Origin of the sequence: Cryobacterium sp. TMT1-19 (assembly GCF_004403055.1) — a bacterium.
GTDB classification, from domain to species: Bacteria; Actinomycetota; Actinomycetes; order Actinomycetales; family Microbacteriaceae; genus Cryobacterium; species Cryobacterium sandaracinum.
Genome location: NZ_SOHB01000034.1, coordinates 32,641 through 58,608 on the forward strand (window position 1 = coordinate 32,641; position 25,968 = coordinate 58,608).

Below are 25,968 nucleotides of genomic sequence, written 5' to 3' on the forward strand. Positions count from 1 at the left end.
CCTGACCGGGCCCTGACCTGACCGGGCCCTGACCTGACCGGTGAAGACCGGGACCGCGACGCGGTATGAATCCGCGTTCCAACCGCCCGGGTTTCCGAGTCCGAGGCCCTGCAGCCACTCAGCCCGGAACGGAGTCGACGGCGATTCTGGCGCCCCGGACGCTTTCGTCGGTCAGGCCCGGCTGAGCCCGCGCGTGTGGCCAACTCAGGACATCCGCCGCCTGGGTCCGCCAGCCGCCGCAGACTAGTGCGGAACCAGCGCGGATGCCCGGCATGCCCCGAGCGGATCTCCTGAGTTGGCCACACCATCTGCCGGATACCAAACGGTGATCGCCGGAGGCGCCGCATGACTTGTGCGGCTCGGGCCTTGACCGGGGCACTCGCCGCCTCGCCGGTGATGACCCGCGTGCACGCGGTGCCTTCGGACCCGATCGTGTGCGCGCGACGCCGCGAAGCGATGAGGACTCACTCAGGGGCCGGTGCGGTCACGGCGAGGCACTATGGAAGACTTGCGAGCAACGCGATGCCGATCCAGCAGATCTGATGTGGGGCGAGTCTGCGCAGTGACTCGTGCGCAGTGGCTAGTGCGTGGGAAGGTGCGCAGAGATCTGCTCGTCGGGCTCGAGTTCCAGCTGGCGCTCACGGAAGAGATTGAGCTGGCGCTGGCGGTATTCGCCGACCAGATTCGTGATGTCGTGGTGTTCGGTGTGGCCGGAAAGGTTCGGCAGGGATGCAGATTCTGAAGTCAATGGGAAAACCAATTCGTCTCGGGGGAACGACCGATGCCCGGATTTGGAGCATTCAGAGACGCTAATTGATTCCACCGGTGATGTCAACGCGGCGGTGCCGCCGGCGTCAGCCTCGGTTGTTGTTGAGTTCGAAGACCTTGAGCAGCTCCGCGATGGCGGTCCCCCGAGCCTCGCCCCCGGCCTCGAACATCTCGGTCACGTGGGTTTGCAGGTGATTGTCCACCAGGAGCTTGTTGAGCGAGCCGAGCGACTTCTGGATTGACAGGGACTGCGTGAGGATGTCGATGCAGTAATCCTCGTTCTCGATCATCTTCTCCAAACCACGCATCTGACCCTCGAGGATGCGGGCACGGTGCAGGGCACGCCGTTTGATGTCGTCAATCATGGGTCTACAGTACCGCGATTCCAAATACCCCGGAGGGGTATTCTGTCGTCTGCCAGCGACGTCACCATCGTGTGCGGCCACCTGGCACCAGGCCCGACGTCATCCGGCTGTCCCGACGCACCCTGCGCGTGATCAGGGGTACCCTGTTCTGCACCTTCTGCTACGGCCGGGCGGCGCTGCCGCTGGCCGTGTTCGACCTGATCAACCCGTTGATCTCCGCCGCAGCGATGGCGTTCTCCAGCCTGTTCGTGGTGCTCAACAGCCTGCGCTCGAACACCGTCCGGTAGCCGCGCCGGCGGTTCGGCTATCCGTGGAGTGAAGGCATGCGTCGTGCGCTCATCCTCTTGCTCACAGCCACACACGGAGCATGCGCGCTGCTCGGCCTGTCCGCCCCCGGCCTCGCGGTAGCCGGCCCGGTGCGGGGGCCGTCCGCAGTGTCGGCGGGCGTCGAGGACTTCACCTTCGACTCGTGGCACTCGGACTTCCGGCTGTTGCTCACCGGCGACGGGCACTCGCGCCTCACCACTACCGAGACGATCGTGGCCCGGTTTCCGGAGACCGACCAGAACCGGGGCATCCTGCGTGCCATCCCCACCCACTACGACGGACATCCGACCGACCTGGAACTGGTCAGCGTCACCGACGAGAACGGGCGGCAGCGCGACGTCGAGACCGAAACCACCAGCGAAGACGGCGGAGACCAGTTCCTGGCGGTGACGATCGCCACCGATGTCTTCGTGCATGGCGCGCAGACCTATGTCATCACCTGCGAACAGGTCGACGTCACGCTCGACCCGGAGGATGCCTCGATCCAGGAGTTCTACCGTGAGGTCAACGGCATCGGCTGGGCCCAGCCGTTCGGCGATGTGTCCGCCACCCTCACCGTCGACCCGGTGGTTGCGCCCCGGCTCACCGGGGATGCCGCCTGCTATCAGGGCACCGGCGATTCGTCGGAACCCTGCGCCTCGCTGACGACGGATGCCGCGGGCGAGGCCGTCACGATCGACGTCACCGCCGGGGCACTCGGCCCGGCCGAGGGGCTCACTCTGTCCGTCGGGTTCGCGCCCGGCACCTTCGTGCCCCGCGACCAGTCGTTCACGGCGAACCCGTTCCCGGGTATCGGCCTCGCAGCGGCCCTGATCGGCCTGCTCGGCGCCGGTCTCGCCGTCGCCTCCCGGGCCACCCGCTGGCGGAACGCACCGGGTCGGCCGACCGTCGTCGCCGAGTACCTGCGGCCGCAGGGCGTCAACCTGCTCGTGGCGGGAAACGTGATGCGCACGAGCGCCAAGGCCATGACCGCCCAGTTGCTCAGCTTCGCTGTGCGTGGCAATGTGCGGGTCCTGGAGGGGGAGGGCACAAAGCACTACCTGCTCGAGCTGCTGCACACCAGAGACCTCGACCCGGCCGAGCAGGCGGTGCTCCGGCTGCTGTTCCCGGGGCTGCACGCGGGCACGAGCCGCGACCTCAAGACGAAGGACACCAAGCTGGGCGCCGGGCTGGCCAAGCAGCTCCAGGCGGTCACCGAGCAGGTGCTGGCCGACGGGCTGCGGGAGAGGAAGGGTGGCCGGCTGCGCCGTTGGCTGCTCGTCGGCGCTGTGCTCACCGGCATTCTGACTCTGGCCGGCTGCGTCGGGGCGTTCGTCACGGAGGTCGGCTGGGGCTGGCCGGTGCTCGTACTGGTGCTCGGCATCGCCACCTCGGTCACGACCCTCGTCGTGTCCGCGAGTGTGCGCCCACTCACCGCTGCCGGCGCCGAGCTGCGCGATTACCTGGCCGGCGTGAAGCTATACATCGATATAGCCGAGGCCGACCGGCTGCGAGTGCTGCAGAGCCCCGAGGGAGTGCTGAGGTCGCCCTACCGGCCGGACCCGGCATCCGTTCTCGGCCTGCCCGATCCGGGGCAGCCGGGGCAGGTGCTGAAGCTCTATGAGCACCTGCTGCCGTTCGCGGTGCTGTTCGGTCAGGAGAAGGAGTGGGCCCAGGTTCTCGGTGACTACTACGCCCGGAGTGACGCGCAGCCGGACTGGTACGCTGAGTCCGCTCCGTTCAACCCGGTCTGGTTCGCCGCCGGGTTGAGCTCGTTTACGAGATCCACCTCGGCCTCCTGGTCGGGAAGCGCGTCGAGTTCCTCCAGTTCCGGTTCGGGTGGAGGTGGCTCGGTCGGCGGTGGAGGCGGCGGCGGAGGAGGAGGCGTCTGATGGGCACCCCGGTCGAACCCACAGTCACACGTTCCGCTCTGGCCCCCGGTCTGCTCGGGGCGGTCATCCTGCTCGGCGGGCTAGCGCTGCTGGACTCCGAAAGCTTCATCATCATCCGGTACGCGGTCAGCATCCTTGCGATGATCCTCTGCGTCTTCGCCATCCAGGCGAAGGCCTGGCTGTGGCTGATCGGTCTCGTTCCGATCGCGGTGCTCTGGAACCCGATCGTGGTCATCGACCTGTCCGGCCGGGGCTGGGTGTCCGCCCAGTTCATCGCCGCGCTGGTCTTCATCCTCGTCGGGGTCGTCACCAAGGTGCCGGTGCATCGGGATTGACCAGCGGGCGTAGACTGAATTCGCGTCGAAAAAGCCCGATTACCGTCTTGACCGTGCCGCTGCATCCTAAATGCCGGTGGCGCAAATAGGGTTGGCACGTTGCTCGATTCAGGCTTCGACGTATCGATCGCACCGGTGTCCACGGATGCCGCACCACGTCGAGCACGGCCTTTGTCTGCTGTGCTGCTGTGAAGTTGGAGAAGAATGGCTTACACCCGCCACCAGGCCGCCGGTTCGAACAACCGTGTTGCCGCCGGAGGTCGCGCTCGGCAGCGACCTCGTTCCCGCGACGATGACGCCCCCATCATTCCCATCCTCGCCCGCAAGGTGCGCGAGGTGGAGGCCAAGGCGCAGATCGGCGCCAAGCTGGGCCCGACCAACCGCACCAAGTACCAGGTCATCGCGCTGCTCATGCGCGAGGAACGCGCCCGGGTCAAGGGCGACAAGGACCTCACCGACGCGAACCGCGCGGAACTGCTGAAACGCCTTGACGGCATCGCCCAGATCCTGGCGAAGACCGCGGCCCGCGACACCAGCCTGATCACCCTGCTGGAACCGGATGCCGGCGTGTCCACGGTCGCGCAGCGGTTCCGCCGCGACTGGCTGCTTGAGTCCGGTGCCGAACTCACCCCCGACGAACTGATCATCACCCGCGAGGCCGAGGCCAAGCCGGAAATTCCGGTCAACCAGGTCATCCCTCAGTCGGTCAAGGCCCGCCAGCTCGCCAACCCGTTCCTCGCGCCCGATTTCAGCGCCGCAACGGCCCAGCCGGTCGTCTCCGGCCGTCGCCTGGCCAACTGGGAACTCATCGGCCCGCTGTTCAAATCCTTCGAGTATGGTTCCGGCGGTCAGGCCGCCAGCATGGACCTGCCCGAGGCACCCCGCGTCGACCGGCTCTCGCCTCGCGGCATGGAGCTGATGCGCCACCAGGCCCGGTTCGTCGAAAGCGCGCGCCTGGGCCACCGCAGCTACCTGCTCGCCGACGAGCCGGGGCTCGGGAAGACGGCGCAGAGCCTGCTCGCGGCATCCGTCAGTGGGGCCTACCCGCTGTTGGCCATCGTTCCCAACGTCGTCAAGATGAACTGGGTGCGCGAGGTCGAACTGTGGACGCCGAACCGCCGGGCCACCGTCATCCACGGCGACGGCGACACGCTCGACGCCTTCGCCGATGTGGTCATCGTCAACTACGACGTGCTCGACCGGCACCGCACCTGGCTGGGCACCCTGGGCTTCAAGGGCATGGTCGTCGACGAGGCGCACTTCATCAAGAACCTGCAGTCGCAGCGCTCCAAGCACGTGCTGGCCCTGGCTGAGCAGATCCGGCGCCGCACGCCCGGCGGCAACCCGCTGCTGATGGCTCTGACCGGAACCCCGCTGATCAACGACGTCGACGACTTCCGGGCGATCTGGCAGTTCCTCGGTTGGCTCGACGGCGACAAGCCGGCCCCCAGACTCATGCAGAAGCTCGAAGCGATCGGGCTGACCCCGGCCGACTCCGGGTTCTACAGCGCCGCGCGTGCCGCGGTGATCGACCTCGGCATCGTGCGCCGCCGCAAGGTCGACGTCGCCGCCGACCTGCCGGCCAAGCGCATCGCCGACATCCCGGTCGAGCTGGACGACGACCTCGGCCGCTCCATCCGCCAGGCCGAGCGGGAGCTCGCCGCCCGCCTGGTCACCCGGTACCACTCCCTCGTCGCCGCCCGCCATCCGGGCCAGACGCCGCCCGTCCTCGACGGCGAGCAGCGGGCCGCCTTCATCCGCGCGGTTGCCCACGCCGAACTCGAGGAGTCGAAGGGGCAGACGACCGGTGAGAACGTCTTCACCATGGTGCGCAAGATCGGTCAGGCCAAGGCCGCCCTCGCGGCGGACTACGCCGTGCAGCTGGCGCACTCGGTGGGCAAGGTCGTGTTCTTCGCCAAGCACATCGACGTGATGGATGCCGCCGAAGACATCTTCGCCAAGCGCGGCCTGCGCACGGTTTCCCTGCGCGGCGACCAAAGCGCACTGGCCCGCCAGGCCGCCATCGACTCCTTCAACGATGACCAGGGGGTGGCCGTGGTGGTCTGTTCCCTCTCTGCCGCCGGAGTCGGCGTCAACCTTCAGGCCGCCTCCAACGTCGTGCTCGCCGAGCTCAGCTGGACTGCCGCCGAGCAGACACAGGCCATCGACCGGGTGCACCGCATCGGCCAGGACGAGCCGGTCACCGCGTGGCGGATCATCGCCGCCCACACCATTGATGCGCGCATCGCCGAACTCATCGGCAGCAAGCAGGGCCTCGCGGCCCGCGCCCTGGACGGCGCCGTCGACGAGATCTCGTCCGCCGATTCCGCGCAGGCCAGCGCCCTGATCTACCTGCTGACCCTGGCTCTCGACGGGGAGTTGTAGAACGCGCCCCTCACCGGCGTGGATTTGAACCGGGCCTCGTTTGGGGTCCATCATTGAGTGGCGGCGGTGTGGGCGCCAATCTGATCACTTGTGCAACAAGGAGCAACGACAAATGAAAATTGGTATCCTCACCAGCGGCGGAGACTGCCCCGGCCTGAACGCGGTTATTCGCGGTTCCGTCCTTAAAGGTATCCGCGTCCTCGATGCCGAATTCGTCGGCATTCGCAACGGCTGGAAAGGCCTGGTCGAGGGCGACTTTATGACTCTGGACCGGCACAGCGTGCGCGGTCTCTCCCGTCAGGGTGGCACCATCCTCGGCAGCTCCCGCACGAACCCGTTCGAGGGTGAAAACGGCGGCCCCATTAACATTCAGAAGACGATGGACGCGGAAGGAATCGACGCGATCATCGCCATCGGCGGCGAGGGCACCCTCACCGCGGCACGCCGACTGACGGATGCCGGACTCCAGATCGTCGGCGTTCCCAAGACCATCGACAACGACCTCGAAGCCACCGATTACTCATTCGGCTTCAACACCGCCGTCGAGATCGCCACCGAGGCCATCGACCGACTGCGCACCACGGCCGAATCCCACGGCCGCTGCATGATCGTCGAGGTCATGGGCCGCCACGTGGGCTGGATCGCCCTGCACTCCGGCATGGCCGGCGGCGCCCACGCCATCCTGATCCCGGAGCAGCCCCAGACCATCGAGCAGATCTGCGACTGGGTCATGCACGTGCGCGACCGCGGCCGCGCACCCGTGCTCGTCGTCTCCGAGGGCTTCAAGCTCGCCGGCATGGAGGAGGCGCTCTCGACCAAGGGCCTCGACGCGTTCAACCGCCCCCGCCTCGGCGGCATCAGCGAGATGATCGCCCCGATGATCGAGGAGCGCACGGGCATCGAATCCCGCGCCACCGTCCTCGGCCACACCCAGCGCGGCGGCGCTCCGTCGGCCTATGACCGGGTGCTCGCCACCCGCCTCGGCATGGCGGCCGTCGACGCCGTCTACGCCGGCCAGTGGGGCTCCATGGTTTCCCTTCGTGGCACCGACATGGAAATCGTCAGCATCGCGGAAGCGACCATCGGTCTGAAGACCGTGCCGCAGGCGCGCTACGACGAGGCCGCGGTGCTGTTCGGCTAAACCCGCACGAGGCGCTGAGGGGATCCGGATCGATTTCCGTCGATTGGCGGAGGTTCAACCGGGACCCCTTCGTTCGTTCCGGGACCGACTCAGGCGAGTTTGGCCTGAACCTGCGCCAGCGACGGGTTCGTCGCGCTGGAGCCGTCCGGAAAGAGGACTGTCGGAACCGTGCGGTTGCCGTTGTTCAGGCTCATCACCAGCTCGGACGTGCCGTCGACCTCCTCCACGTTGATCTCGGTGTAGGCGATGCCGGCCTTGACCAGCTGGGTCTTCAGGCGGGTGCAATAGCCGCACCAGGTCGTCGTGAACATGGTTATGGTTCCGGATTCCGGCACGAAGTTCATAACTGGACCCTAACAAACCGGCCTGAACGGGAGCCGGACCGTACCTCGTTACCATTGGTTCATGTCTCTTCCTCAGGTCTGCGTGGGCTACCTCACCCGGCGTTCTCCATCAGGGGACCTGCAGGTGCTACTCGGCCGCAAGAAGAAAGGACTGGGCCGGGGCAACATCGTCGGCCTGGGCGGCAAGCTCGAGCCGGGGGAGTCGGCCGTAGAGGCGATGGTGCGGGAGATCGAGGAGGAGTCCGGCCTGGTCGTGGCGGCATCCGCCCTGACCCCGTTGGGTCTGCTGACCTACCTGTTTCCGCACCGGGAGATCTGGAGCCAGGAATCGAGCGTGTTCGTCTGCACGCAGTGGAGCGGCACCCCGCGAGAGTCCGACGAGCTGAACCCGGTCTGGTTCGACGTGGCCGCGCTACCGGTGGACGAGATGTGGGACGACGCCCGGCACTGGCTGCCGGGGGTGCTCGCCGGCATTCCGGTGCGGGCCACCTACACCTTCGGCCCCGACTTGGCCACGGTGGTCGACCCGGTTTGAATTGACCTGCTTCCCCGGGAGTGTCAGGCTTATCACTGCGGTGCAGCTTGAGATAACCCCGGCTGTCGTACACCCAGAGGAAGACGCCGGTGGATTTCACCCTGATCGTTGCGCTTGTGATTGCGCTCGCACTGATTTTCGACTTCACCAACGGCTTCCACGACACCGCGAACGCGATGGCAACCCCCATCGCGACCGGCGCCATGCGCCCGAAGGTCGCGGTGGGACTCGCCGCCATTCTGAACCTGGTCGGGGCTTTCCTCTCCACCGAGGTCGCCAGGACCATTTCCGGCGGCATCATCAACAAGGATGACGCCGGAGTTCAGATCACTCCCGAGATCATCTTCGCGGGGCTGATCGGCGCCATCGTCTGGAACCTCATCACCTGGCTGCGTGGCCTGCCGTCCAGCTCGAGCCACGCCCTGTTCGGCGGACTCATCGGCGCGACGATCATCGGCGTCGGCTCGCAGGCGGTCGCCTACGACGTCGTGCTGGCCAAGGTCATCCTGCCGGCACTGATCGCCCCGATCACGGTGGGCATCGTCGCCTACCTCGCCACCAGGCTCGCCTACTTCATCACCCGGCGGGATTCCGGCAAGGCGGATGGCCGGGGCGGCTTCCGCTACGCGCAGATCATCTCCTCGTCGCTCGTTGCCCTCGCACACGGCACCAATGACGCCCAGAAGACCATGGGCGTCATCACCCTCACCCTGATCGCCGGCGGGATGCAAAACGTGGGCACCGGCCCGCAGCTGTGGGTCATCACCACCTGCGCGATCGCGATCGCGATCGGCACGTACACCGGCGGCTGGCGAATCATCCGGACCATGGGTCGCGGCCTCACCGACATCAAGCCGGCCCAGGGCTTCGCTGCGGAGACCAGCACCGCGGCCACCATCCTCGCGTCCAGCCAACTCGGCTTCGCGCTCTCCACCACGCAGGTCGCGTCCGGGTCGGTGATCGGCTCGGGCCTGGGCCGCCGCGGCTCGACCGTGCGCTGGGGCATGGCCGGCCAGATCGCGCTCGGCTGGGTGCTCACCCTGCCGGCGGCGGCCATCATGGGTGCCTTCGCGGCCGGACTCGCCCTGATCGGACCGATGGGCATCGTGCTCGACCTGGTGATCGGTTCCCTCGTTGTCGCCGTGCTGTTTCGCCGGTCCCGCCAGAGCCGGGTCACGCACGACAACCTGCACGACATCGACGACGCCGGGCGGGTCGTGAAGATCCGGAAGACCCCCCGCAAGGCCTCCCGCACGGCCTCTCGCAAGGATCGGAAGCAGGTCGCGCTGTGATCGATTGGTCTGCGTTCCTCGTCGTCGCGGTCGCTTCGCTCCTCTCGTCCGTGGTCGTGGTGAGCCTGTATTCGCTCGGGCTGCGGCTGCTCACCACCGCCGGCCGCGTTCCCGTGGTCGAACCGGCCGAATTCACGGGAGCCATCACCGTGCTCACCCCCAAGCGTGCGGCCAAGGAGGCCAAGCGCGCGCGCAAGGCCGCCGCCGGCCCACTGAGCCCCCTGCAGAAGCAGGTCGCCCTGATGGGCGCCTACGCCTGTTTCGTGCTCTGCAGCGCGGCCGTGCTCTACGGTGTCTACCTGATTGTGCCGGCCCTGCACCGCTGACCCGCAGCGTCCCTGTTGCGCTTCCCTCGCAGCGTTCCGTGCCGTAACGTGCGTTCTCGGTCGCCGCGCGGTAGCCGCGCCGCTGCGCTGGTGGCACGCCACGAGCGGCACGGCGCTGCACGCGCGCAACGCCGGATGCCTGCGAGACCTGGTCCGTCAGGCTGGCGGCGCACCCTGTGGAGCTGGGCGCACGGTAGAACGTGCGCCGCGAGCCAGAACGTGCGCCGCGAGCCACTACCTGCGACGCTGCGGAGGGCCGCGGATGCTACCGTGCGGTGCCGCGCACCCGGGCCACCCACGTCATCAGGTGGTAGATCACGATGGCGGCGACCGTGCCGAGCGCGATGCCGTTGAAGCTGAGGGTGCCGGCCGAGAAGGTGTAGTCGGCGATGCCGATGATCAGCGCGGTGGCCGCGGTGAACTGGTTGACCGGCTTGCTGAAGTCGACCTTGTTGTCGAGCCAGATCTTCACGCCGATGATGCCGATCAGGCCGTAGAGGGCCGTGGTGACGCCGCCGAGCACCCCCGCCGGGATCGTGTTGATGACCGCACCGATCTTGGGGGAGAGTCCGAGCAGCACCGCGGTGATGCCCGCGACCCAGTAGGCGGCCGTGGAGTAGATGCGGGTGGCCGCCATGACGCCGATGTTCTCGCCATAGGTGGTGGTGCCCGATCCGCCGCTGAAGCCGGCGAGCATCGTGGCCAGGCCGTCGGCCATCAGGGCGCGACCCGTGAAGCGGTTCACCTTCACATTCGTCATCTGGGCAACGCCCTTGATGTGGCCAACGTTCTCGGCCACCAGCACGAGCACGACCGGCAGGAACGCCGGCAGCACGCCGAGGGCGGCGGACGGATCCGCGAACGGGTTCATCGCCGCGGTGAACTGGGGCAGGCCGATCCAGGCAGCCTCGCCCACCCCGCTGAAGTCGACCTCGCCGGCCACCACGGCGGCCACATAGCCCACGATCACGCCGATGAAGATGGACAGCCGGCCCAGGATGCCGCGGAACACCACGGTCGAGAGGATCACGGCGAGCAGGGTGATCAGCGCGGTGAGCGGGGCCAGCTCGAAGTTCGACTTGGCGACGGGCGCCAGGTTGAGGCCGATCAGGGCGACGATGGCCCCGGAGACGACGGGCGGCATCAATGCGTCGATCCAGCCGGTGCCGGTGAGCTGCACGATCACGCCGATCAGGGCCAGGAGTAGGCCGACGACGATGATGCCGAACAGGGCGCTGCCCATGCCCGCGCTCGCGGTCGCGGCGGTGATCGGCGCGATGAAGGCGAACGAGGAGCCGAGGTAGCTGGGCAGCTTGTTGCGCGTGATGATCAGAAAAAGCAGGGTGCCGATGCCCGAGAAGAGCAGCGTCGTGCTGGGTGGGAAGCCCGTGAGCAGCGGTACCAGGAACGTGGCACCGAACATGGCGATGACGTGCTGGGTGCCGATCCCGATGGTCAGCGGCCAGTTCAGGCGCTCGCCGGGGCCGACGACATCCGTGGCTCCGACCGTTTTTCCGTCACCGTGCAGGGTCCAGGGCAGAGCCATGTGTTTCTCGTTTCCGTGTCGTGCGTAATCCCGATGGTAGTGAACAATTAAGATCGGACGGTGAGACCATCCGTTCAGCCGGCCCAAGCAGAGCCACTCTCGGTGCGGATTGAGACCGGCTTGCTGCACGGAATCCGGGTGCGCGGGGTGCGCCAGTGGCGCGGGATTCCCTACGCGGCCGCCCCTGTGGACGAGCTCCGATTCCGCGCCCCGCAGCCGGTCGCGCCTTGGCAGGGCGAACGGGATGCAAGCTCCTTCGGCCCGGTCGCCACGCAGAGCCACCGCGGCCAGTTCATCGGCGCGAAACCGACGATCCCGCAAAGCGAGGACTGCCTCAACCTCAACGTGACCGCTCCCGACGAACCGGTCGACCCGCGGATGCTGCGGCCCGTCATGGTCTTCATCCACGGCGGCGCCTACAGCGTCGGGTCCTCGCGGGAGGTGCCCCGGCAGGGCGAGGGGCTCGTGCGGCGCGGCGGCATCGTCTATGTCAGCCTCAACTACCGGTTGGGGGCGCTTGGCTACATCGACTTCAGCCGTTACTCGACCGCGGAGCATGCGTTCGAGAGCAACCTCGGGCTGCGCGACCAGGTGGCTGCGCTCGGCTGGGTGCGGCGCAACATTCGCGCGTTCGGCGGCAACCCGGATGCCGTCACCCTCTTCGGCGAATCGGCCGGAGCCAACGCCGTGACCACCCTGATGACCGTCCCGGCCGCCGCCGGACTCTTCCAGCGCGCGATCGCGCAGAGCGCCCCGCCGAACGCCGTCTATGCTCCCGATGTCACCGCCGAGTGGGCAGCGGACTTTGTGCGGCTCCTGGCCCGGCGCACCGGGCAGGCCGACCCGACGAACTCGACCAACACGGCGACGGATGCCGCTGCCCTGCTTCTGCAGGCCGACCCGGCACATCTGGCCGAGGCCACGAGCGACCTGACCCGGCGCGCCCCGGACCGGTACCCCGGGACGATCCCGCTCTCGCCCGTGATCGACGGCGACTTCCTGCCCGAACGACCTCTCGACGCCTTCCGCGACGGCCGCGCCCACCGGATTCCGCTGATCATCGGCACCAACTCGCGAGAAGGTTCGCTGTTCAGTGGGCGCATCGACATCCTCGCCACGACGCCCGGGCGCATCCGCGCCGTGTTCGCGAACACCAAGAAGAAAGCTCGCACGCGCCTGCGGGCGCAGTACCCCGGGATACCCGCGCTGCGGCCCGCCCTCGATTTCGGTGGTGATTTTTCGTTCTGGTACCCGAGCGTGCGCGTGGGCGAACGGCACTCCCGGTATGCCCCGGTGCGCTTCTACCGCTTCGATGCCGCGCCGCGCCTGGTGCGTTTGATGGGGCTCGACGCCACGCACGGCCTCGAGCTGTTCCCGCTGTTCGACCGGCTCGACGGCTGGTTCGGCCGCGGCATGACCGCGCTCGGCGGTCGCCGCGACTTCCAGCGGATCGGTGCCCGGATGCAGCGTTGGTGGCTCAGTTTCGCCGCCTCCGGGGTGCCGGATGCGGCCTGGCCGCTCTACGACGAGGCCGAGCGCCTGACCCTGGTCATCGACGCCGTCGACCGTGTCGAGTCCGACCCGCGCGGGGACCGCCGCCGGGCCTGGGACGCCTTCGTGCCGCACATCTGAGCCCGGCGTGCCACAGCCCGGCAGCCCGGCCGGTTGCCTCCGCGGGCCATCCTCGCGCAGCCCCGCGGAATCGGCCCGCACTCCGGGGCCGTAAACTGGGCAACTGAGAATCAGCTGAGTCGGACACCAGGAGCACCCCATTTCTGAAACAGAGACCCACACGTCATCCACGCCTGCCCCAAAGCCGGACACTCCGGCGGGCACGAACCCGGGGGTCAAGGCCCGCATCGATCGGTACTTCGAAATCACCCGGCGCGGTTCCACCTACGGCCGGGAAATCCGCGGCGGTCTGGTGACGTTCGTCACGATGGCCTACATCGTGATCCTCAACCCGCTCATCCTCGGCGGCTTCAGCGCCGACCAGGCCGCGGTCGACGTGGCCGGCGGATGGCTGCCCAACGGCCAGGTTGCCGCGGTCACCGCCCTCACCGCCGGCGTCATGACCATCCTGTTCGGCGCCGTCGCCCGGCTTCCATTCGGTTTCGCCGCGGGCCTCGGCATCAACTCCTTCCTGGCCGTGAGCGTCGTCGGCCAGGTGACCTGGCCGGAGGCCATGGGCCTCGTGGTCATCAACGGGCTCATCATCGTGCTGCTCGCCTCCACCGGCCTACGCGAGCTCATTTTCAACGCCGTGCCGCGCCAGCTGAAGATCGCCATCACGGTCGGCATCGGCCTGTTCATCGCCTTCATCGGCCTGGTCGACTCCGGCTTCGTGCGCGCGAGCGGCGCCGCGTCGCCGCCCGTGCAGCTCGGCGACAACGGCTCCGTCGTGAGCCTGCCGACCGCCGTGTTCGTGCTCGGCCTGATCATTCTCGGCATCCTGGTCGCCCGCAAGGTGAAGGCGGCCCTCCTAATCGGAATCGTCGCCACCACGCTGATCGCGGTGGTCCTCGAGGCGATTTTCAAGGTCGGGCCGTCGTTCGGGCAGAACCCCGACGGTTGGAACCTGAACGCGCCGGTACTGCCGAGTTCCATCGTTTCGCTGCCCGACCTGAGCCTCGTCGGACAGGTCAGCTTCGGCGCCTTCGACCGGATCGGCATGCTGGCCGCGTCGATGCTCGTTTTCACGCTCGTCTTCACGAACTTCTTCGACGCCATGGGCACCATGACCGGCCTTGCCAGCGAGGCCGATGTGGCCGACGAGAAGGGCAACTTCCCGCGCCTGAAATCCGCCCTGATCGTCGAGGGCGTCGGCGCCGTCGTCGGCGGGGCCACCTCTGCCTCGTCGAACACGGTGTTCATCGAGTCCGGTGCCGGCATCGGCGAGGGTGCTCGCACGGGACTGGCCAACATCGTCACGGGACTGCTGTTCCTCGCGGCCATGTTCTTCACCCCGCTCACCCAGATCGTGCCGCTCGAGGTGGCCGCGGCCGCCCTCGTGATCGTCGGCGCGATGATGGTGTCCCAGATCCGGTTCATCGACTTCACGGAATTCTCCATCGTGCTACCGGTGTTCCTCACGATCATCGTGATGCCGCTGACCTACTCGATCGCCAACGGAATCGGGGCCGGCTTCATCACCTGGGTGCTGGTGCGTTCGTTCTCGGGGAAGGCGCGCGAGATCAGCCCGTTGCTCTGGGTGGTCGCGGCCGGCTTCCTGGTCTTCTTCGTGCGCGGCCCGATCGAGGTTCTGTTCGGCGCGTGACCGCGTGGCCGCCCCCGGCCCGATTCGGGGGCTAACCCCATGGGTGCCAGAACGGATGCTCCGTAGTGTCGTTGGGAGAGCGGCATCCGTCGCTCCCCATCGAAACGGAGAACCACCCATGTCAACCATCGCTCCCGACCAGGCCACGGTCTACACTGCCGAGCCCGTACCCCCGCGGAGCAGCACCCTGGCCGTGTCGAGCCTCGTGCTCGGCCTCGTGTCGATCGTCGCCGGCTGGACCTTCCTCGTGCCCATTGCCGGCCTGGTCGTCGGCATCCTCGCCCTCGGCCGGGAACCGCAGGCGCGCACCCTGGCGATCTGGGGCATCGTGCTCAACGCGGTGCTGCTGGCCGGCTCGCTCCTGCTCGTGCTGCTGGCGCTGGCCCTCGGCCTGCTGGCGCTGCCGTTCGCGTTCTTGATCTGACCTCGATCTGGCCCGGCGCGGCCTCGCGCTACTCCAGGAAGCCGCGCAGTAGCAGGGCGGTGCCGGCCAGGTGCTCGGCCATCGCATGCGCGGCGGCGTCGGGCCGACCGGTCAGGATCGCGGTCACGATCTGCTCGTGCTGCCGGTCCGAGTGTGCGATGTTCGGGCCGAGTGACGGGATGTTGTCGAGCAGTTCGTTGATCCGCATCCGCACTTCGGCCAGCAGCGGCACGAGCGACGGTGAGCCGGCCAGCTCGCCGATGGTGAGGTGCAGCCTGGAGTCGAGCCGGCGGTAGTCCTCGCCGGTGGCGCCGATCGAGTCGGCCAGGCTGTTCCACAGCACTTCCCGTTCGCCGGGCGACAGGGTGCGCGCGGCGGCATGCCGGGCGGCGCCCTCCTCCAAGATTTCCCGGAGCGCGAGCGCGTCCTCGATCTCGGCCACGGAGATGTCCCGGCGCGCCGGCAGTCCACGCTCGTGGCCTCGGCCGGGCGTCTGCTGGGGCAACGAATCGTTGACGAAGGTGCCGCCGTAGCGGCCGCGTCGGGAGACCAGATAGCCGGCCTCGGCCAGGGATGCGATCGCATCCCGCAGCGTGCCCCGACTCACGGCGAGCATGGCGGAGAGTTCGCGTTCGGCCGGCAGTCGTTCGCCGGGCGCGACGAGTCCCAGCCGCACGGTCTGCAGCAGCCGCTGCACGGTCTCCTCGAAGGCGTTGCCACTGTGCACGGGGCGCAGCAGCAGGCCACTGTCGAGCCCGGGCTGTTCGTCGTCGATCACTGTTCTGGTCCTGGCTCCTGGTCGAACTTCCAGTCCATCACGGTTTCCGCACCCTCCCGCACCGCTACATCGGCGTCACGTAGGCCGAGCTGATGCCGCCGTCGACCAGGAACGTGGAGCCCGTGATGAACGAGGAGTCATCGCTGGCCAGGAACGCGACCGCGGCCGCGAGCTCCTCGGGTTCCGCGAACCGGCCGACTGGGATGTGCACCAGCCGCCGGGCCGCGCGCTCCGGGTCCTTTGCGAATAGCTCTTGCAGTAGCGGGGTGTTCACCGGGCCGGGGCAAAGGGCGTTGACCCGGATGCCCTGGCGCGCGAACTGCACGCCCAGCTCGCGGCTGAGCGCGAGCACGCCGCCCTTCGAGGCGGTGTAGGAGATCTGACTGGTCGCGGAGCCGAGCACGGCCACGAACGAGGCCGTGTTGATGATCGACCCGCGGCCCTGCTTCACCATGTAGCGCAGGGCGGACCGGCAGCACAGGTACACCGACTTCAGGTTGACGTCCTGCACCCGTTGCCAGGCCGGCAGCTCGGTCGTCTCGATCGAGTCGTCGTCGGGCGGGGAGATCCCGGCATTGTTGAACGCGATGTCGACGGAGCCGTAGGTGAGATAGGCGGTGTCGAAGAGGTTGTTGACCTCGTCCTCGTCGGTGACATCCACCTTGACGAAGAGGCAGTCGAGCTGGTCGGCCGCCGCGAGCCCCGCCGCCTCGTCGAGGTCGCCGATCACGACCGTTGCTCCTTCCGCGGCGAACCGTTTCGCCGTGGCCAGGCCGATGCCGCTGGCGCCGCCTGTGATCACGGCGACCCGGCCCGCGAGCCGCTGGGTGAGGTCGATGGGGGTGAGGGTGCTCATGCTGGCTCCTTGGGGTTCGTCTGGGGGTGTGGCGTCTAGTCGACGGCGATGAAGACGTTCTTGGTCTCGGTGAACGACAACGGGGCGTCCGGGCCCAGTTCCCGGCCGAGGCCCGACTGCTTGAAGCCGCCGAACGGAGTCGAGTAGCGCACGGAGGAGTGCGAGTTGACAGACAGATTGCCGGATTCCACGGCCCGCGCCACTCGGATCGCCCGGCCCACGTCGCGGGTCCAGATCGATCCGGAGAGGCCGTAGTCGGTGTCATTGGCGAGGTTCACGGCGTCGTCCTCACCGTCGAACGGCAGCACGGTGACGACGGGTCCGAAGATCTCGTCGGTGACGCAACGGTCCGTGCGGGAGTCCGGGGTGAGCACGGTCGGCGGGAACCAGAAACCCGGTCCGGTCGGGGCGCTGCCCCGGAAGGCCACGGGGGAGCCCTCCGGCACATAGGCCGAGACCGCGGCGTGGTGCGCGGCCGAGACGAGCGGGCCCATCTCGGTGCTCTCGTCGGCGGGATCACCCACCCGCACACCGGCGACGGCCGGCTCGAGCAGCTCGAGAAACCGGTCGTAGACGCTCCGCTCCACCAGGATGCGGCTGCGGGCGCAGCAGTCCTGGCCGGCGTTCTCGAACACCCCGGAGGGTGCGGTGGCGGCGGCCTTCTCCAGGTTGGAGTCGGCGAACACGATGTTGGCGCTCTTGCCGCCGAGTTCCAGGGTGACCCGTTTGACCTGGGCGGCGCAGCCGGCCATGATCCGCTTGCCGACATCCGTCGACCCGGTGAAGACGACCTTCCGCACTTGGGGGTGCGTCACGAACCGTTCACCGACCACCGATCCGCGGCCCGGCAGCACCTGGAACAGCCCCTCGGGCAGGCCGGCCTCCCGGGCGAGTACGCCCAGATGGATGCTGGAGAGCGGCGTCCACTCCGCCGGCTTCAACAACACCGCGTTGCCAGCCGCGAGGGCGGGAGCGAAACCCCAGGCCGCGATCGTCATCGGGAAGTTCCACGGGGTGATGATGCCGACCACACCCAGCGGTTCCTGGAAGGTCACGTCGAGACCGCCGGACACCGGGATCTGCCGCCCGAAGAGTCGCTCGGGGGCGGCCGAGTAGTAGGTCAGCACGTCGCGCACATGGCCGGCCTCCCAGCGCGCCTGCATGATCGGATGCCCCGAGTTGGCCATCTCGATGCGGGCCAGGTTCTCCCGGTCCCCGTCCACGGCCTCAGCGAAGCGGCGCAGAACGGCAGCCTTGTCGGCCGGCGCCACCCGGGACCAGAGCCGCTGCGCGGCCACCGCCCGGGAGACGGCCTCATCGGTCGCATCCGTGTCGAGGTGTTCGATTACGGATACTGTGGTCTCGTCGGCCGGGTTGATCACGGTGTAGCTGCTCACAGGGTGTCCCTTTCCTGGTCGTGGTCGTGCTCGTGCTCGTGCTCGTGCTCATGGGTCGCCCGGTAGCGGGCGGCCGCGTCGACGAGGCCCGCGAAGAGGCGTAGGTCGTCGTGCTGTTCCGGATGCCACTGCACGGCCAGCCCGAACGGGACGTCGGTGAGTTCCACGGCCTGCACGACCCCGTCGTGAGTGCGTGCGGACACGGTGAGGCCGGCGCCGATCCGGTCGATGGACTGGTGGTGGTAGACGGGAACGGGAAGCGGCACGTCCAGGGCGTCGAGCAGCCCGTGCAGCCGCGACTCGGGTTCCACGTGCACGTCCACGATGTTGAAGACGCCACCGCCGGCCTGGTAGCCGCCGTGGCCCACGACGTCGGGCAGGTGCTGGTGCAGGGTGCCGCCCTGTGCGATGTTGAGCATCTGGGCGCCGCGGCAGATGCCGAGCAGCGGCAGCTCCCGGTCGATGGCCCGGTGGATCAGCTCATGCTCCCAGGCGTCACGGTCCCGCCGCGGCTCGTCGGTTTTCGTGTGGGCGGCCTGACCGTAACGCGCCGGATCGACGTCCTTGCCGCCGGTGATGACCAGGCCGTCGAGGCCGTCGAGCACCCGGTCGGCAATGGCCGCGTCCACGGGCTGCGGCGGCAGCAGCACGGCGATGCCGCCCGCGCGGATGACCGAGTCGAAATAGGCCTGGGGCAGGAAGGCGGCCGGCACGTCCCAGACACCGGTCTGGGACTGCTCGAGATAGGTGGTCAGGCCGATCACGGGGCGCGGGTCGGCTCCGGGGCGCGGCGAGGTGCCGGGGTCAGAGGCGCTCAAAGCCGCGCACCCGCTCCCAGTCGGTCACCGCCGCGTCATAGGCTTCCAGCTCGATCCGCGCGTTGTTGAGGTAGTGATCGACGACCTCGTCGCCGAACGCCTCCCGGGCGACCGTGGATGTCGCGAACAGCGCGGTGGCCTCCCGCAGCGAGGCCGGCACCCGCTCGGCGACGCTCTCGTAGGCGTTGCCGACGAAGACATCGTCCAGTTCGAGTTCGTTCTCGATGCCGTAGAGGCCGGCCGCGATCAGCGCGGCCACGGCCAGGTACTGGTTCACGTCGCCGCCGGGCACTCGGTTCTCCACCCGCAGGCCGTGGCCGGCCCCCACCACGCGCAGGGCGCACGTGCGGTTATCGAGCCCCCACGCGATCGCTGTCGGCGCGAAGCTGCCGCTGACATAGCGCTTGTAGGAGTTGATGTTCGGCGCCGAGAACAGGGTCAGCTCGCGCATCACCGCGAGCTGGCCGGCGAGGAAGTGACGGAACAGCGTCGACATGCCGTGATCGGCATCCTTGTCGGCGAAGACCGCGGATCCGTCGGTGCCGCGCAGGCTGATGTGGATGTGGCAGCTGTTGCCCTCCCGCTCGTTGAACTTGGCCATGAAGGTCAGGCTCTTGCCGTGGGCATCCGCGATCTCCTTGGCGCCGTTCTTGTAGATGGAGTGGTTGTCGCAGGTGGCCAGGGCGTCGGTGTAGCGGAACGCGATCTCCTGCTGGCCCAGGTTGCACTCGCCCTTGACGCCCTCGCAGTACATGCCGGCGCCGTCCATGGCGTTACGGATGTCCCGCAGTAACGGTTCCATCCGGGTGGATGCGAGCAACGCATAGTCGATGTTGTAATCGCTGGCGGGGGTCAGGTCGCGGTAGCCCTTCTTCCACGCCTCCCGGTAGCCGTCGTCGAAGACGATGAACTCCAGCTCGGTGCCGACATAGGGCACCAGCCCGCGGTCGGCCAGCCGGGCCAGCTGGGTTTTCAGGATCTGGCGGGGCGACGCCACGACGGGTGACTTGTCGAGCCACCGCAGGTCCGCGGTGACGAGGGCGGCACCGGGCAGCCAGGGCGCGCGTCGCAGCGTGGCGAGGTCGGGGATCATGGCCATGTCGCCGTAGCCGCGTCGCCAGCTCGACATCTCATAGCCGTCCACCGTGTTCATCTCCACGTCGACGGCCAGCAGATAGTTGCAGCACTCCGCGCCGTGGCCGGCCACGTCTTCCAGGAAGAGCCGCGCGGAAACCCGCTTGCCCACCAGCCGCCCCTGCATATCGGTGAATGCGACGACGACCGTGTCGATGTCGCCGCCGCGAACCAGGGAGGTGAGGTCTTCAAGCGAGAGATTTCCGGAGCGGGGTGTCATCAACTTCTCCTCATCGAGCCGGTCAAAGGGTGAACATTCGACCATTAGACCACAGATCGAGCGCGGCGTAACGGCCAATTTTTGTTCCGCTCGACTCAGGAATCGGGCACCTAAAGGTATGTACAAGCCACCATTGGAGCCCTATAGTCATGCCAACGTAAACTCCCGGAGTTGCCGCTCGATCGCTGAGGTGCGCAACCAGAGCGCAAAGGAATCCAGGATGTCCAAAGACACCTTGAACGTCTCGGGCGTGACCTACACGACGGCAGAGGCAGGGTACTTCGAGAAACGCAAGCTCCGCCGCAGCGCCGGGATCTGGGGGCTGTGGGGACTCGCCGTCGCCGCGGTCATCTCCGGCGATTTCTCGGGCTGGAACTTCGGCATCGATTTCGCCGGATTCGGCGGAATGCTGATCGCCTTCGCCCTCTTGATCGTCATGTACTACGGCATGATCTTCGCGATCGGGGAGATGGCGTCGGCCATGCCGCACACGGGCGGCGCCTATTCCTTCGCCCGGGCGGCGCTCGGGCCCTGGGGCGGTTTCGTCACCGGCCTGGCCGAGACCATCGAGTATGTCGCGACCACCGCGGTGATCGTGTACTTCTCGGCGTCCTACGCCGACGGCATCACGAGTGAGCTGCTCGGAGTCTCACTGCCCGCCTGGGCGTGGTGGGCCATCCTCTACGCCGTATTCATCGGCCTGAACTCGGCTGGCGCCGCGATCTCGTTCAAATTCGCGATCGTGGTCTCGATCATCTCCATCGGCATCCTGCTGGTGTTCTCGGCAATGGCGGCCTTCTCCGGGCTCTTCAGTGTGGACAACCTCTTCGATATCGCCCCGGAGGCCGGCCAGTCCGAGTTCCTGCCCTTCGGCGTGGTGCCGATCCTGTTCGCCCTGCCCTACGCCATGTGGTTCTTCCTCGGAATTGAGGAGCTGCCGCTGGCTGCGGAGGAATCCCACGACCCGGTGCGGGACATCCCGCGAGCCGGTCTGATCGCCCGCACGACCCTGATCGTGACCGGGCTCCTGGTGCTGGTGCTCAACACCGGGATAGTCGGGGCCTCGAACATCGCCACCGCCGGGGAGCCACTGCTCGACGGTTTTCGGGCGATGGTCGGCGACGAGGCGGCCGCTGTGCTGGCCCTGTTCGCCCTGGTCGGACTGCTGGCCTCCCTGCAGGGCATCATGTTCGCGTACGGGCGCAACATGTACTCCCTGTCGCGGGCTGGCTATTACCCGAAATTCCTCTCCCTGACCGGCCGCCGCCAGACTCCGGCGGTGGCGCTGCTCGTGGGGGCCCTGATCGGCTTCGTGGCCCTGATCCTCGTCGACTCGCTCGGCGGCGCCGGCGGCGTGGCCGGGGCGATCGTGCTCAACATCGCCGTTTGGGGAGCCGTGATCGCCTACATCCTGCAGATGATCTCGTTCGTCGTGTTGCGTCGAAAGTACCCGAATGCGAACCGGCCCTACCGCAGCCCGTGGGGCGTACCCGGGGCGGTGATCGCGGGCATCCTCTCGCTGGCGATCTTCTTCGGGTTCTTCATCAACGAGCCGGCCCGCCCGGCCATCGCGGCCATCGCCGTGGTCTACGTGGTCATGCTGCTGATCTTCGCGCTCTACGGGCGCAAGCGCCTCGTGCTCTCCCCGGAGGAAGAATACGCGGTGTCCGGCGGCCTGCACGGCGACCCGCAGAAGGAAGGCTACGGCGGCGCCGTGGAGGAGCAACTGCTCGCTCTCGATGGCCGGGACGACCAGCGCGCGCCGTAGCCGAACGAGTTTCGATCGATTGGTTGGGTCGCCCTCCGCGGGTCAGAGCTGACGCACCCGCGTGGACGCTGTTCAGCACAGGCGGAGCGACCTGCCGGTGTTGAACCAATTCGACGGAGATTCTCGAGGAAAACGGCCATTTCGACGTGGTGAGGTCCGTTTTCGGCAAAATCTCCGTCGAATTCGTTCGGGCTGCGGGGCGGGAGCGCTACTGTGACGCCATGTGCGTCTGGGAGCGGCGTTCCCGCGGCCGACCGGGTTCCGCGCCGGCCGCTCGGCCGGCAGGGAACCCGGCCGATGTGATGGTGCCGCGCGACCACACCCTCCCCGACCGGGACTGGACGGTGCTGCCCGCAGGCAGCCGCGCCTTCTGGTTCCCGGCGCCGAGCGGGAACCTCACCGCCTTCGAGCTGGGCGACCCGGCCGCTCCGAGAATCGTGCTGCTGCCCGGCGCGACCGGCTCCAGGGAAGACTTCGTGCTGTTGGCCCCGCTGCTGGCCGACGCCGGCTACTTCGTGCAGAGCCACGACCTGGCCGGGCACTACCAGGCGTGCGCGGCCGGGCCCGGCGGCACCGAGCCCTGGGACTACGCCCTGTTCGTGGCCGACCTGATCGCGTTCCCCGACGCAGGGTCCACCCCGGTGCACGTGCTCGGCTACTCGATCGCCGGGATCGTCGCCGAGCTGGCCCTCGCCGCGCTTTACCGGGCGGCTGGCTGATGAGGCGGGCCGAATCGGCAGGCTGATCCGGCTGGTAGCAGGCTGAACCGGAGGCCGGCGGGCTGATCCGATGCCCCCGCGAAACAGGTCAGTGCCCGATCGTGGGACGCCCGGCCCGGTGGCACCGCACCGCGTACCGGGCGGCATGCCGGTGCCACGGGTTATTCTCCGGCCAGCCCTGCAGCAGGGTGCGCCCGCCCCACCGCGCCCGGCGGGCGATGGCGCTCCAGGAATCGAAGGGCCGGCCGGAGATGGCTACCCGCAGGGTCGGGTCGTAGCGCACGCGCACCGCGGGGCTCAGGTTCATACTGAGGTCGAGGTCGTCGTGGATGTCGTCGCGGTCGCGGTGCACCCGGAGGCGGGCCTCCAGCCAGACCGCCCGGCGCATGGCGAAATTCGAGCCGAAGACCGGGCGGTGCCCCAGCCAGAACGGCATCCAGAAGAAATATCCGCCGATGTAGAAGGTCCCGCCCAACCAGGCCACGAGGGTGTTGCAGCCGTAGAAATCGCCGGGGCCGGTGACCATGTCGCTCCCGGGGGACTCCGCCAGCGCGGACTCGATCCGCGCCAGCCAGTCGGCCGGCGGCACGGAGTCGGAGAAGGGCGGCGTCGTTGTAGCAGGGGATCACGACCGAGATCGTCATCATCGCTGCCTCCTTTCCCGCCCGCAGCGAGCTGTCGCGTTGATCCGCCATCTGGCGGTCACGGTCAGATCGCGCGGCAATGCGTGGTGAGGAACCCGATCTTGTCGATGGTGATCGTGACCGTCGAGCCGTCGCGCAGGAACACCGGAGGTTTGCGGCTGTAGCCGGCGCCGCCCGGGCTGCCGGTGGAGATGAGCGTGCCCGGCAGCAGGGTCGAGGTTTTGGAGAGGTAGGAGATGATCTCGGCGACCGAGCGCACCATGTCGCCGCTCGAGGCATCCTGCAGGATGCGGCCGTCGACGTGGGTGGTCAGCCACAGGTCCTGCGGGTCGGCGATCTGGTCTGCCGTGATGACGACCGGCCCGGTGGGCGTGAAACCGTCGAAGGACTTGCAGCGCGACCACTGCGCCTCGGAGAATTGCAGGTCGCGCGCCGTGATGTCGTTGACGACCGTGTAGCCGAAGACATGGTCGAGAGCGTCCGCCACCGACACGTGGTGTGCGGCCGTGCCGATGATCACGCCGAGCTCGGCCTCGTAGTCGACCTGGCTGGTCAGATCGGTCGGCCAGGTGATCGTGGACTCGTGCCCGGTGAGCGAGTTGGGCCAGAGCGAGAACACGGTCGCGGCCGTTTCGACGCGCAGTTCGAGCTCGGAGGAGTGGGCGGCGTAGTTGGCGCCGATCGCGATGATCTGAGGCGGACGCAGCACGGCCGACGAGTAGCGCAGCTCGCCCAGCGGGGTGAGCGTTGCTCCCTGCGCGGCGGCGTTCTGGCTCAGGGCGCGCACCCGGTCGTACTCGTCAGAGTCCTTCTCGATCAGGTCCTGCAGATCGCGGGGGGCGTCGTCCATGATCTCGTCGAGGAACAACGCTGCGTCGTCGAAGACGGCGGCGAGCCGCGGAGTGGATTGACCTTCAACTCTCAGGTGGGCGAATTTCACCTGTTCAGGCTATCTGGCCCGGGAGGGGTCGCGGTGCGCGGGGTAGCCGCGGCGCCTGCCGCGCGCCACAGGTGCATGCCGGCGTAGCTGCGCCACGGCGCCCAGGCGGCGCCGTGGCGGGCGAGTTGCCGGGCCTCCGCGGGCAGGCCGAGCCGCTCGGCGCCCTGCAACAGGGCCAGGTCGCTGGTCAGCAGGATGTCCGGGCTGCCCAGCACGCGCAGGGCCACGTATCCGGCCGTCCACGGTCCGATCCCGGCCAGGGCGGTCAGACGGGACTCAAGATCCTCCCGGGTCTGCCCGTAGGAGAGCACCAGATCGCCGGAGCAGAGCGCCTCCGCCACGCCGATGATCGCGTCGATGCGCGCGGCCGGGCCGCGCAGCACGCCGCGGCCCTCGGTCACGATCCGCTGGGCGGTGGGAAACAGCCGGGTCAGGGGAGCGGCGGTGGGGTCGTGGATGAAGGGGCTTTGGCTGGTGCCGGTGGTGGCGCTGGTGGCGCTGGTGCCGGTGGTGGTGTCGCTGCCGCTGTCCCCTGCACCCGGGTACACGTCGTCGCCGAGCGCAGCGGCCAGCCGGGTGAGTGCCGTTCGGGCGGAGGCCACCGAGACCTGCTGGCCGATGAGCGCGCGGAACAGGGTCTCCTCGGGGTCCACGCTGCCCGGCACGCGCATGCCAGGGGTGGCCGCGATTCCGGCCACGAGTTGCGGGTCCCGCCCGAGCGCCAGGTCGATCGCCCGGGAGTCCGCGTCCAGGTCGAGCAGGCGCCGCACCCGGCTGACGAGCGGCGCGAGGTCGGCGAGGCTGGCCAGTCGGGCGCGGCAGGCGACGGCTGGTGCGGCCGCCGTTCCCGACAGGGTCAGTTCCATCGTCGCGGGTCCGTGTGGCAGGCGCAGCGTGCGCGCGTAACGGGCATCCGTCGCCTGTTCCAACCCCGCGAGGCCTCGCGCGGCGAGGAACCGCAGCACCCCCACCCCGTCGAACGGCGCGCGCGCCGGCAGCAGCAGGTCGAGGCCCGTCCCGTCACCGACCCCGAAGCCGGCCTCACCGACCCCGCCGACGCCGAGGGGCTGGGCGCGGGGCTGGGCGCGGGCGGGACGGGCGCGGCGCAGCTCGGTGGGGGTGCGCTCGTAGACGACGGCGATGGTGTCGTTGAACTGGCGCACGCTGCCGAAACCGGCGGCGAATGCGACCTCGGTGATCGGGACATCCGTGCTCGCCAGCAGCACGCGGGCGGTCTGTGCGCGGTGCGCCCGGGCGAGCGCGAGCGGGCCGGCGCCCAGCTCGTTCACGAGCACGCGGGTCAGGTGCCGTTCGCTGTAGCCGAGGCGGCGGGCGAGGCCGGGCACGCCCTCCCGCTCAACCGTGCCGTCGCTGATCAGGCGCATGGCGCGGGCGGCGAGGTCGTCACGGATGTCCCAGTCCGGCGACCCGGGGACGGCATCAGGAAGGCAGCGTTTGCACGCCCGCAGGCCGGCCTCGTGCGCGGCCGCGCTGGTGAGATAGAACGACACATTGGCCGGCTTCGGTGTGGCCGCCGGGCAGCTGGGGCGGCAGTAGATTCCGGTGGAGTGCACGCCCGTGATGAACTGACCGTCGAAGCGTGAGTCTCGGGAGGACATGGCCCGGTAGCGCTCGAAGAAGACCGGATCGAGCCCGGCAGGAGGGATGGTCACCCGGCCAGCCTGCCACCGCGAGCCCGGGCGCACCAGCGGGAATCGGCCATCGCCGGTGCCGGCCGCAGCGGCCGCGGGCCATGCC

At 68.5% G+C, this 25,968-nt stretch carries 25 protein-coding genes; 13 read left to right on the plus strand and 12 right to left on the minus strand.

Features of this window, described 5'->3' with window-relative positions; genetic code table 11:
* Nucleotides 1-580: 580 nt before the first annotated feature.
* Nucleotides 581-748 carry a hypothetical protein gene (locus E3T40_RS16340; RefSeq protein ID WP_166786614.1) on the minus strand — a complete coding sequence of 56 codons (168 nt, stop codon included), beginning with the start codon at nt 746-748 and terminating at the stop codon, nt 581-583.
* 106 nt (nt 749-854) lie between these two features.
* A complete protein-coding gene (locus E3T40_RS09375) occupies nt 855-1,133 on the minus strand; it encodes a metal-sensitive transcriptional regulator (protein ID WP_104101060.1) in 279 nt (92 codons plus the stop codon).
* Nucleotides 1,134-1,204: 71 nt separating this feature from the next.
* Here E3T40_RS09375 and E3T40_RS09380 point away from each other — a divergent pair, with 71 nt between their 5' ends.
* From E3T40_RS09380 to E3T40_RS09400, 5 genes are all read left to right on the plus strand, one after another.
* On the plus strand, nt 1,205-1,420 hold the full coding sequence (locus tag E3T40_RS09380) for a cation-translocating P-type ATPase (protein WP_206750357.1): 216 nt from the start codon (nt 1,205-1,207) through the stop codon (nt 1,418-1,420).
* A 36-nt stretch (nt 1,421-1,456) separates the two neighbouring features.
* The gene (locus E3T40_RS09385) at nt 1,457-3,331 is read left to right on the plus strand and encodes a DUF2207 domain-containing protein (protein ID WP_134543218.1); all 1,875 of its coding nucleotides are present in this window, start codon (nt 1,457-1,459) and stop codon (nt 3,329-3,331) included.
* Nucleotides 3,331-3,666 (plus strand): DUF6804 family protein, encoded by a 336-nt coding sequence (locus tag E3T40_RS09390; RefSeq protein WP_104169961.1) that lies wholly within the window; start codon nt 3,331-3,333, stop codon nt 3,664-3,666. Before E3T40_RS09385 ends, E3T40_RS09390 begins: the two co-directional genes overlap by 1 nt.
* A gap of 204 nt (nt 3,667-3,870) precedes the next feature.
* Complete coding sequence (locus E3T40_RS09395) at nt 3,871-6,051, plus strand: DEAD/DEAH box helicase (protein ID WP_134543220.1); 2,181 nt, start codon at nt 3,871-3,873, stop codon at nt 6,049-6,051.
* 112 nt (nt 6,052-6,163) lie between these two features.
* Nucleotides 6,164-7,192 carry a 6-phosphofructokinase gene (locus tag E3T40_RS09400; RefSeq protein WP_104101064.1) on the plus strand — a complete coding sequence of 343 codons (1,029 nt, stop codon included), beginning with the start codon at nt 6,164-6,166 and terminating at the stop codon, nt 7,190-7,192.
* Nucleotides 7,193-7,281: 89 nt separating this feature from the next.
* On the opposite strand, the gene E3T40_RS09405 is transcribed toward E3T40_RS09400, so the two are convergent.
* On the minus strand, nt 7,282-7,536 hold the full coding sequence (locus E3T40_RS09405; RefSeq protein WP_104101065.1) for a mycoredoxin: 255 nt from the start codon (nt 7,534-7,536) through the stop codon (nt 7,282-7,284).
* A 61-nt stretch (nt 7,537-7,597) separates the two neighbouring features.
* On the opposite strand from E3T40_RS09405, the gene E3T40_RS09410 reads away from it, so the two are divergent.
* The 3 genes from E3T40_RS09410 to E3T40_RS09420 all read left to right on the plus strand — a co-directional run bounded on the left by E3T40_RS09410 (nt 7,598) and on the right by E3T40_RS09420 (nt 9,689).
* Nucleotides 7,598-8,071 (plus strand): 8-oxo-dGTP diphosphatase, encoded by a 474-nt coding sequence (locus E3T40_RS09410; protein ID WP_104169959.1) that lies wholly within the window; start codon nt 7,598-7,600, stop codon nt 8,069-8,071.
* Nucleotides 8,072-8,160: 89 nt separating this feature from the next.
* On the plus strand, nt 8,161-9,363 hold the full coding sequence (locus E3T40_RS09415; RefSeq protein ID WP_134543221.1) for an inorganic phosphate transporter: 1,203 nt from the start codon (nt 8,161-8,163) through the stop codon (nt 9,361-9,363).
* Nucleotides 9,360-9,689, plus strand: coding sequence for a peptidase (locus tag E3T40_RS09420; protein WP_104169957.1), 330 nt, complete (start codon nt 9,360-9,362; stop codon nt 9,687-9,689). Before E3T40_RS09415 ends, E3T40_RS09420 begins: the two co-directional genes overlap by 4 nt.
* A gap of 265 nt (nt 9,690-9,954) precedes the next feature.
* On the opposite strand, the gene E3T40_RS09425 is transcribed toward E3T40_RS09420, so the two are convergent.
* Nucleotides 9,955-11,235, minus strand: a complete 1,281-nt coding sequence (locus E3T40_RS09425; RefSeq protein ID WP_134543223.1) for a uracil-xanthine permease family protein — start codon at nt 11,233-11,235, stop codon at nt 9,955-9,957.
* A 60-nt stretch (nt 11,236-11,295) separates the two neighbouring features.
* Here E3T40_RS09425 and E3T40_RS09430 point away from each other — a divergent pair, with 60 nt between their 5' ends.
* From E3T40_RS09430 to E3T40_RS09440, 3 genes are all read left to right on the plus strand, one after another.
* On the plus strand, nt 11,296-12,867 hold the full coding sequence (locus E3T40_RS09430) for a carboxylesterase/lipase family protein (protein WP_104195337.1): 1,572 nt from the start codon (nt 11,296-11,298) through the stop codon (nt 12,865-12,867).
* A gap of 139 nt (nt 12,868-13,006) precedes the next feature.
* Nucleotides 13,007-14,512, plus strand: a complete 1,506-nt coding sequence (locus tag E3T40_RS09435; RefSeq protein ID WP_134543225.1) for an NCS2 family permease — start codon at nt 13,007-13,009, stop codon at nt 14,510-14,512.
* 118 nt (nt 14,513-14,630) lie between these two features.
* Entirely contained in the window at nt 14,631-14,936 is a 306-nt protein-coding gene (locus E3T40_RS09440; RefSeq protein WP_233194207.1) for a hypothetical protein, read from the plus strand.
* Between the two features lie 28 nt (nt 14,937-14,964).
* On the opposite strand, the gene E3T40_RS09445 is transcribed toward E3T40_RS09440, so the two are convergent.
* The 5 genes from E3T40_RS09445 to E3T40_RS09465 all read right to left on the minus strand — a co-directional run bounded on the left by E3T40_RS09445 (nt 14,965) and on the right by E3T40_RS09465 (nt 20,139).
* Complete coding sequence (locus tag E3T40_RS09445; protein WP_166786615.1) at nt 14,965-15,714, minus strand: FCD domain-containing protein; 750 nt, start codon at nt 15,712-15,714, stop codon at nt 14,965-14,967.
* A gap of 64 nt (nt 15,715-15,778) precedes the next feature.
* Nucleotides 15,779-16,570 (minus strand): 3-oxoacyl-ACP reductase, encoded by a 792-nt coding sequence (locus E3T40_RS09450; RefSeq protein WP_166786616.1) that lies wholly within the window; start codon nt 16,568-16,570, stop codon nt 15,779-15,781.
* Between the two features lie 35 nt (nt 16,571-16,605).
* Nucleotides 16,606-17,967, minus strand: coding sequence for an aldehyde dehydrogenase (locus E3T40_RS09455; RefSeq protein WP_134543227.1), 1,362 nt, complete (start codon nt 17,965-17,967; stop codon nt 16,606-16,608).
* A complete protein-coding gene (locus E3T40_RS09460) occupies nt 17,964-18,785 on the minus strand; it encodes a gamma-glutamyl-gamma-aminobutyrate hydrolase family protein (RefSeq protein WP_198411973.1) in 822 nt (273 codons plus the stop codon). The genes E3T40_RS09455 and E3T40_RS09460 overlap by 4 nt, the downstream gene beginning before the upstream one ends.
* Nucleotides 18,772-20,139 (minus strand): glutamine synthetase family protein, encoded by a 1,368-nt coding sequence (locus E3T40_RS09465; protein ID WP_104169989.1) that lies wholly within the window; start codon nt 20,137-20,139, stop codon nt 18,772-18,774. The genes E3T40_RS09460 and E3T40_RS09465 overlap by 14 nt, the downstream gene beginning before the upstream one ends.
* A 220-nt stretch (nt 20,140-20,359) precedes the next feature.
* Between E3T40_RS09465 and E3T40_RS09470 the strand changes: the two genes are divergently transcribed.
* Together E3T40_RS09470 and E3T40_RS09475 are read left to right on the plus strand one after the other, a co-directional pair.
* Nucleotides 20,360-21,907: an amino acid permease gene (locus E3T40_RS09470; protein WP_104101074.1), complete on the plus strand. Its 1,548-nt coding sequence runs from the start codon at nt 20,360-20,362 to the stop codon at nt 21,905-21,907.
* A 299-nt stretch (nt 21,908-22,206) separates the two neighbouring features.
* On the plus strand, nt 22,207-22,626 hold the full coding sequence (locus tag E3T40_RS09475) for an alpha/beta fold hydrolase (RefSeq protein WP_134543229.1): 420 nt from the start codon (nt 22,207-22,209) through the stop codon (nt 22,624-22,626).
* 88 nt (nt 22,627-22,714) lie between these two features.
* On the opposite strand, the gene E3T40_RS09480 is transcribed toward E3T40_RS09475, so the two are convergent.
* From E3T40_RS09480 to E3T40_RS09490, 3 genes are all read right to left on the minus strand, one after another.
* Nucleotides 22,715-23,215, minus strand: a complete 501-nt coding sequence (locus tag E3T40_RS09480; RefSeq protein ID WP_134543231.1) for a hypothetical protein — start codon at nt 23,213-23,215, stop codon at nt 22,715-22,717.
* A gap of 119 nt (nt 23,216-23,334) precedes the next feature.
* Nucleotides 23,335-24,210 (minus strand): fumarylacetoacetate hydrolase family protein, encoded by an 876-nt coding sequence (locus E3T40_RS09485; protein ID WP_233194206.1) that lies wholly within the window; start codon nt 24,208-24,210, stop codon nt 23,335-23,337.
* On the minus strand, nt 24,207-25,883 hold the full coding sequence (locus E3T40_RS09490; RefSeq protein WP_255453815.1) for a DNA-3-methyladenine glycosylase 2 family protein: 1,677 nt from the start codon (nt 25,881-25,883) through the stop codon (nt 24,207-24,209). Before E3T40_RS09490 ends, E3T40_RS09485 begins: the two co-directional genes overlap by 4 nt.
* Between the last annotated feature and the right edge of the window lie 85 nt (nt 25,884-25,968).

Coding starts and splice junctions, on each gene's coding strand:
- E3T40_RS09375 (WP_104101060.1), bottom strand. CDS start 1,133: ATGATTGACGACATCAAACGGCGTGCCCTGCACCGTGCCCGCATCCTC.
- E3T40_RS09385 (WP_134543218.1), top strand. CDS start 1,457: ATGCGTCGTGCGCTCATCCTCTTGCTCACAGCCACACACGGAGCATGC.
- E3T40_RS09390 (WP_104169961.1), top strand. CDS start 3,331: ATGGGCACCCCGGTCGAACCCACAGTCACACGTTCCGCTCTGGCCCCC.
- E3T40_RS09395 (WP_134543220.1), top strand. CDS start 3,871: ATGGCTTACACCCGCCACCAGGCCGCCGGTTCGAACAACCGTGTTGCC.
- E3T40_RS09400 (WP_104101064.1), top strand. CDS start 6,164: ATGAAAATTGGTATCCTCACCAGCGGCGGAGACTGCCCCGGCCTGAAC.
- E3T40_RS09405 (WP_104101065.1), bottom strand. CDS start 7,536: ATGAACTTCGTGCCGGAATCCGGAACCATAACCATGTTCACGACGACC.
- E3T40_RS09410 (WP_104169959.1), top strand. CDS start 7,598: ATGTCTCTTCCTCAGGTCTGCGTGGGCTACCTCACCCGGCGTTCTCCA.
- E3T40_RS09425 (WP_134543223.1), bottom strand. CDS start 11,235: ATGGCTCTGCCCTGGACCCTGCACGGTGACGGAAAAACGGTCGGAGCC.
- E3T40_RS09440 (WP_233194207.1), top strand. CDS start 14,631: ATGTCAACCATCGCTCCCGACCAGGCCACGGTCTACACTGCCGAGCCC.
- E3T40_RS09450 (WP_166786616.1), bottom strand. CDS start 16,570: ATGAGCACCCTCACCCCCATCGACCTCACCCAGCGGCTCGCGGGCCGG.
- E3T40_RS09465 (WP_104169989.1), bottom strand. CDS start 20,139: ATGACACCCCGCTCCGGAAATCTCTCGCTTGAAGACCTCACCTCCCTG.
- E3T40_RS09470 (WP_104101074.1), top strand. CDS start 20,360: ATGTCCAAAGACACCTTGAACGTCTCGGGCGTGACCTACACGACGGCA.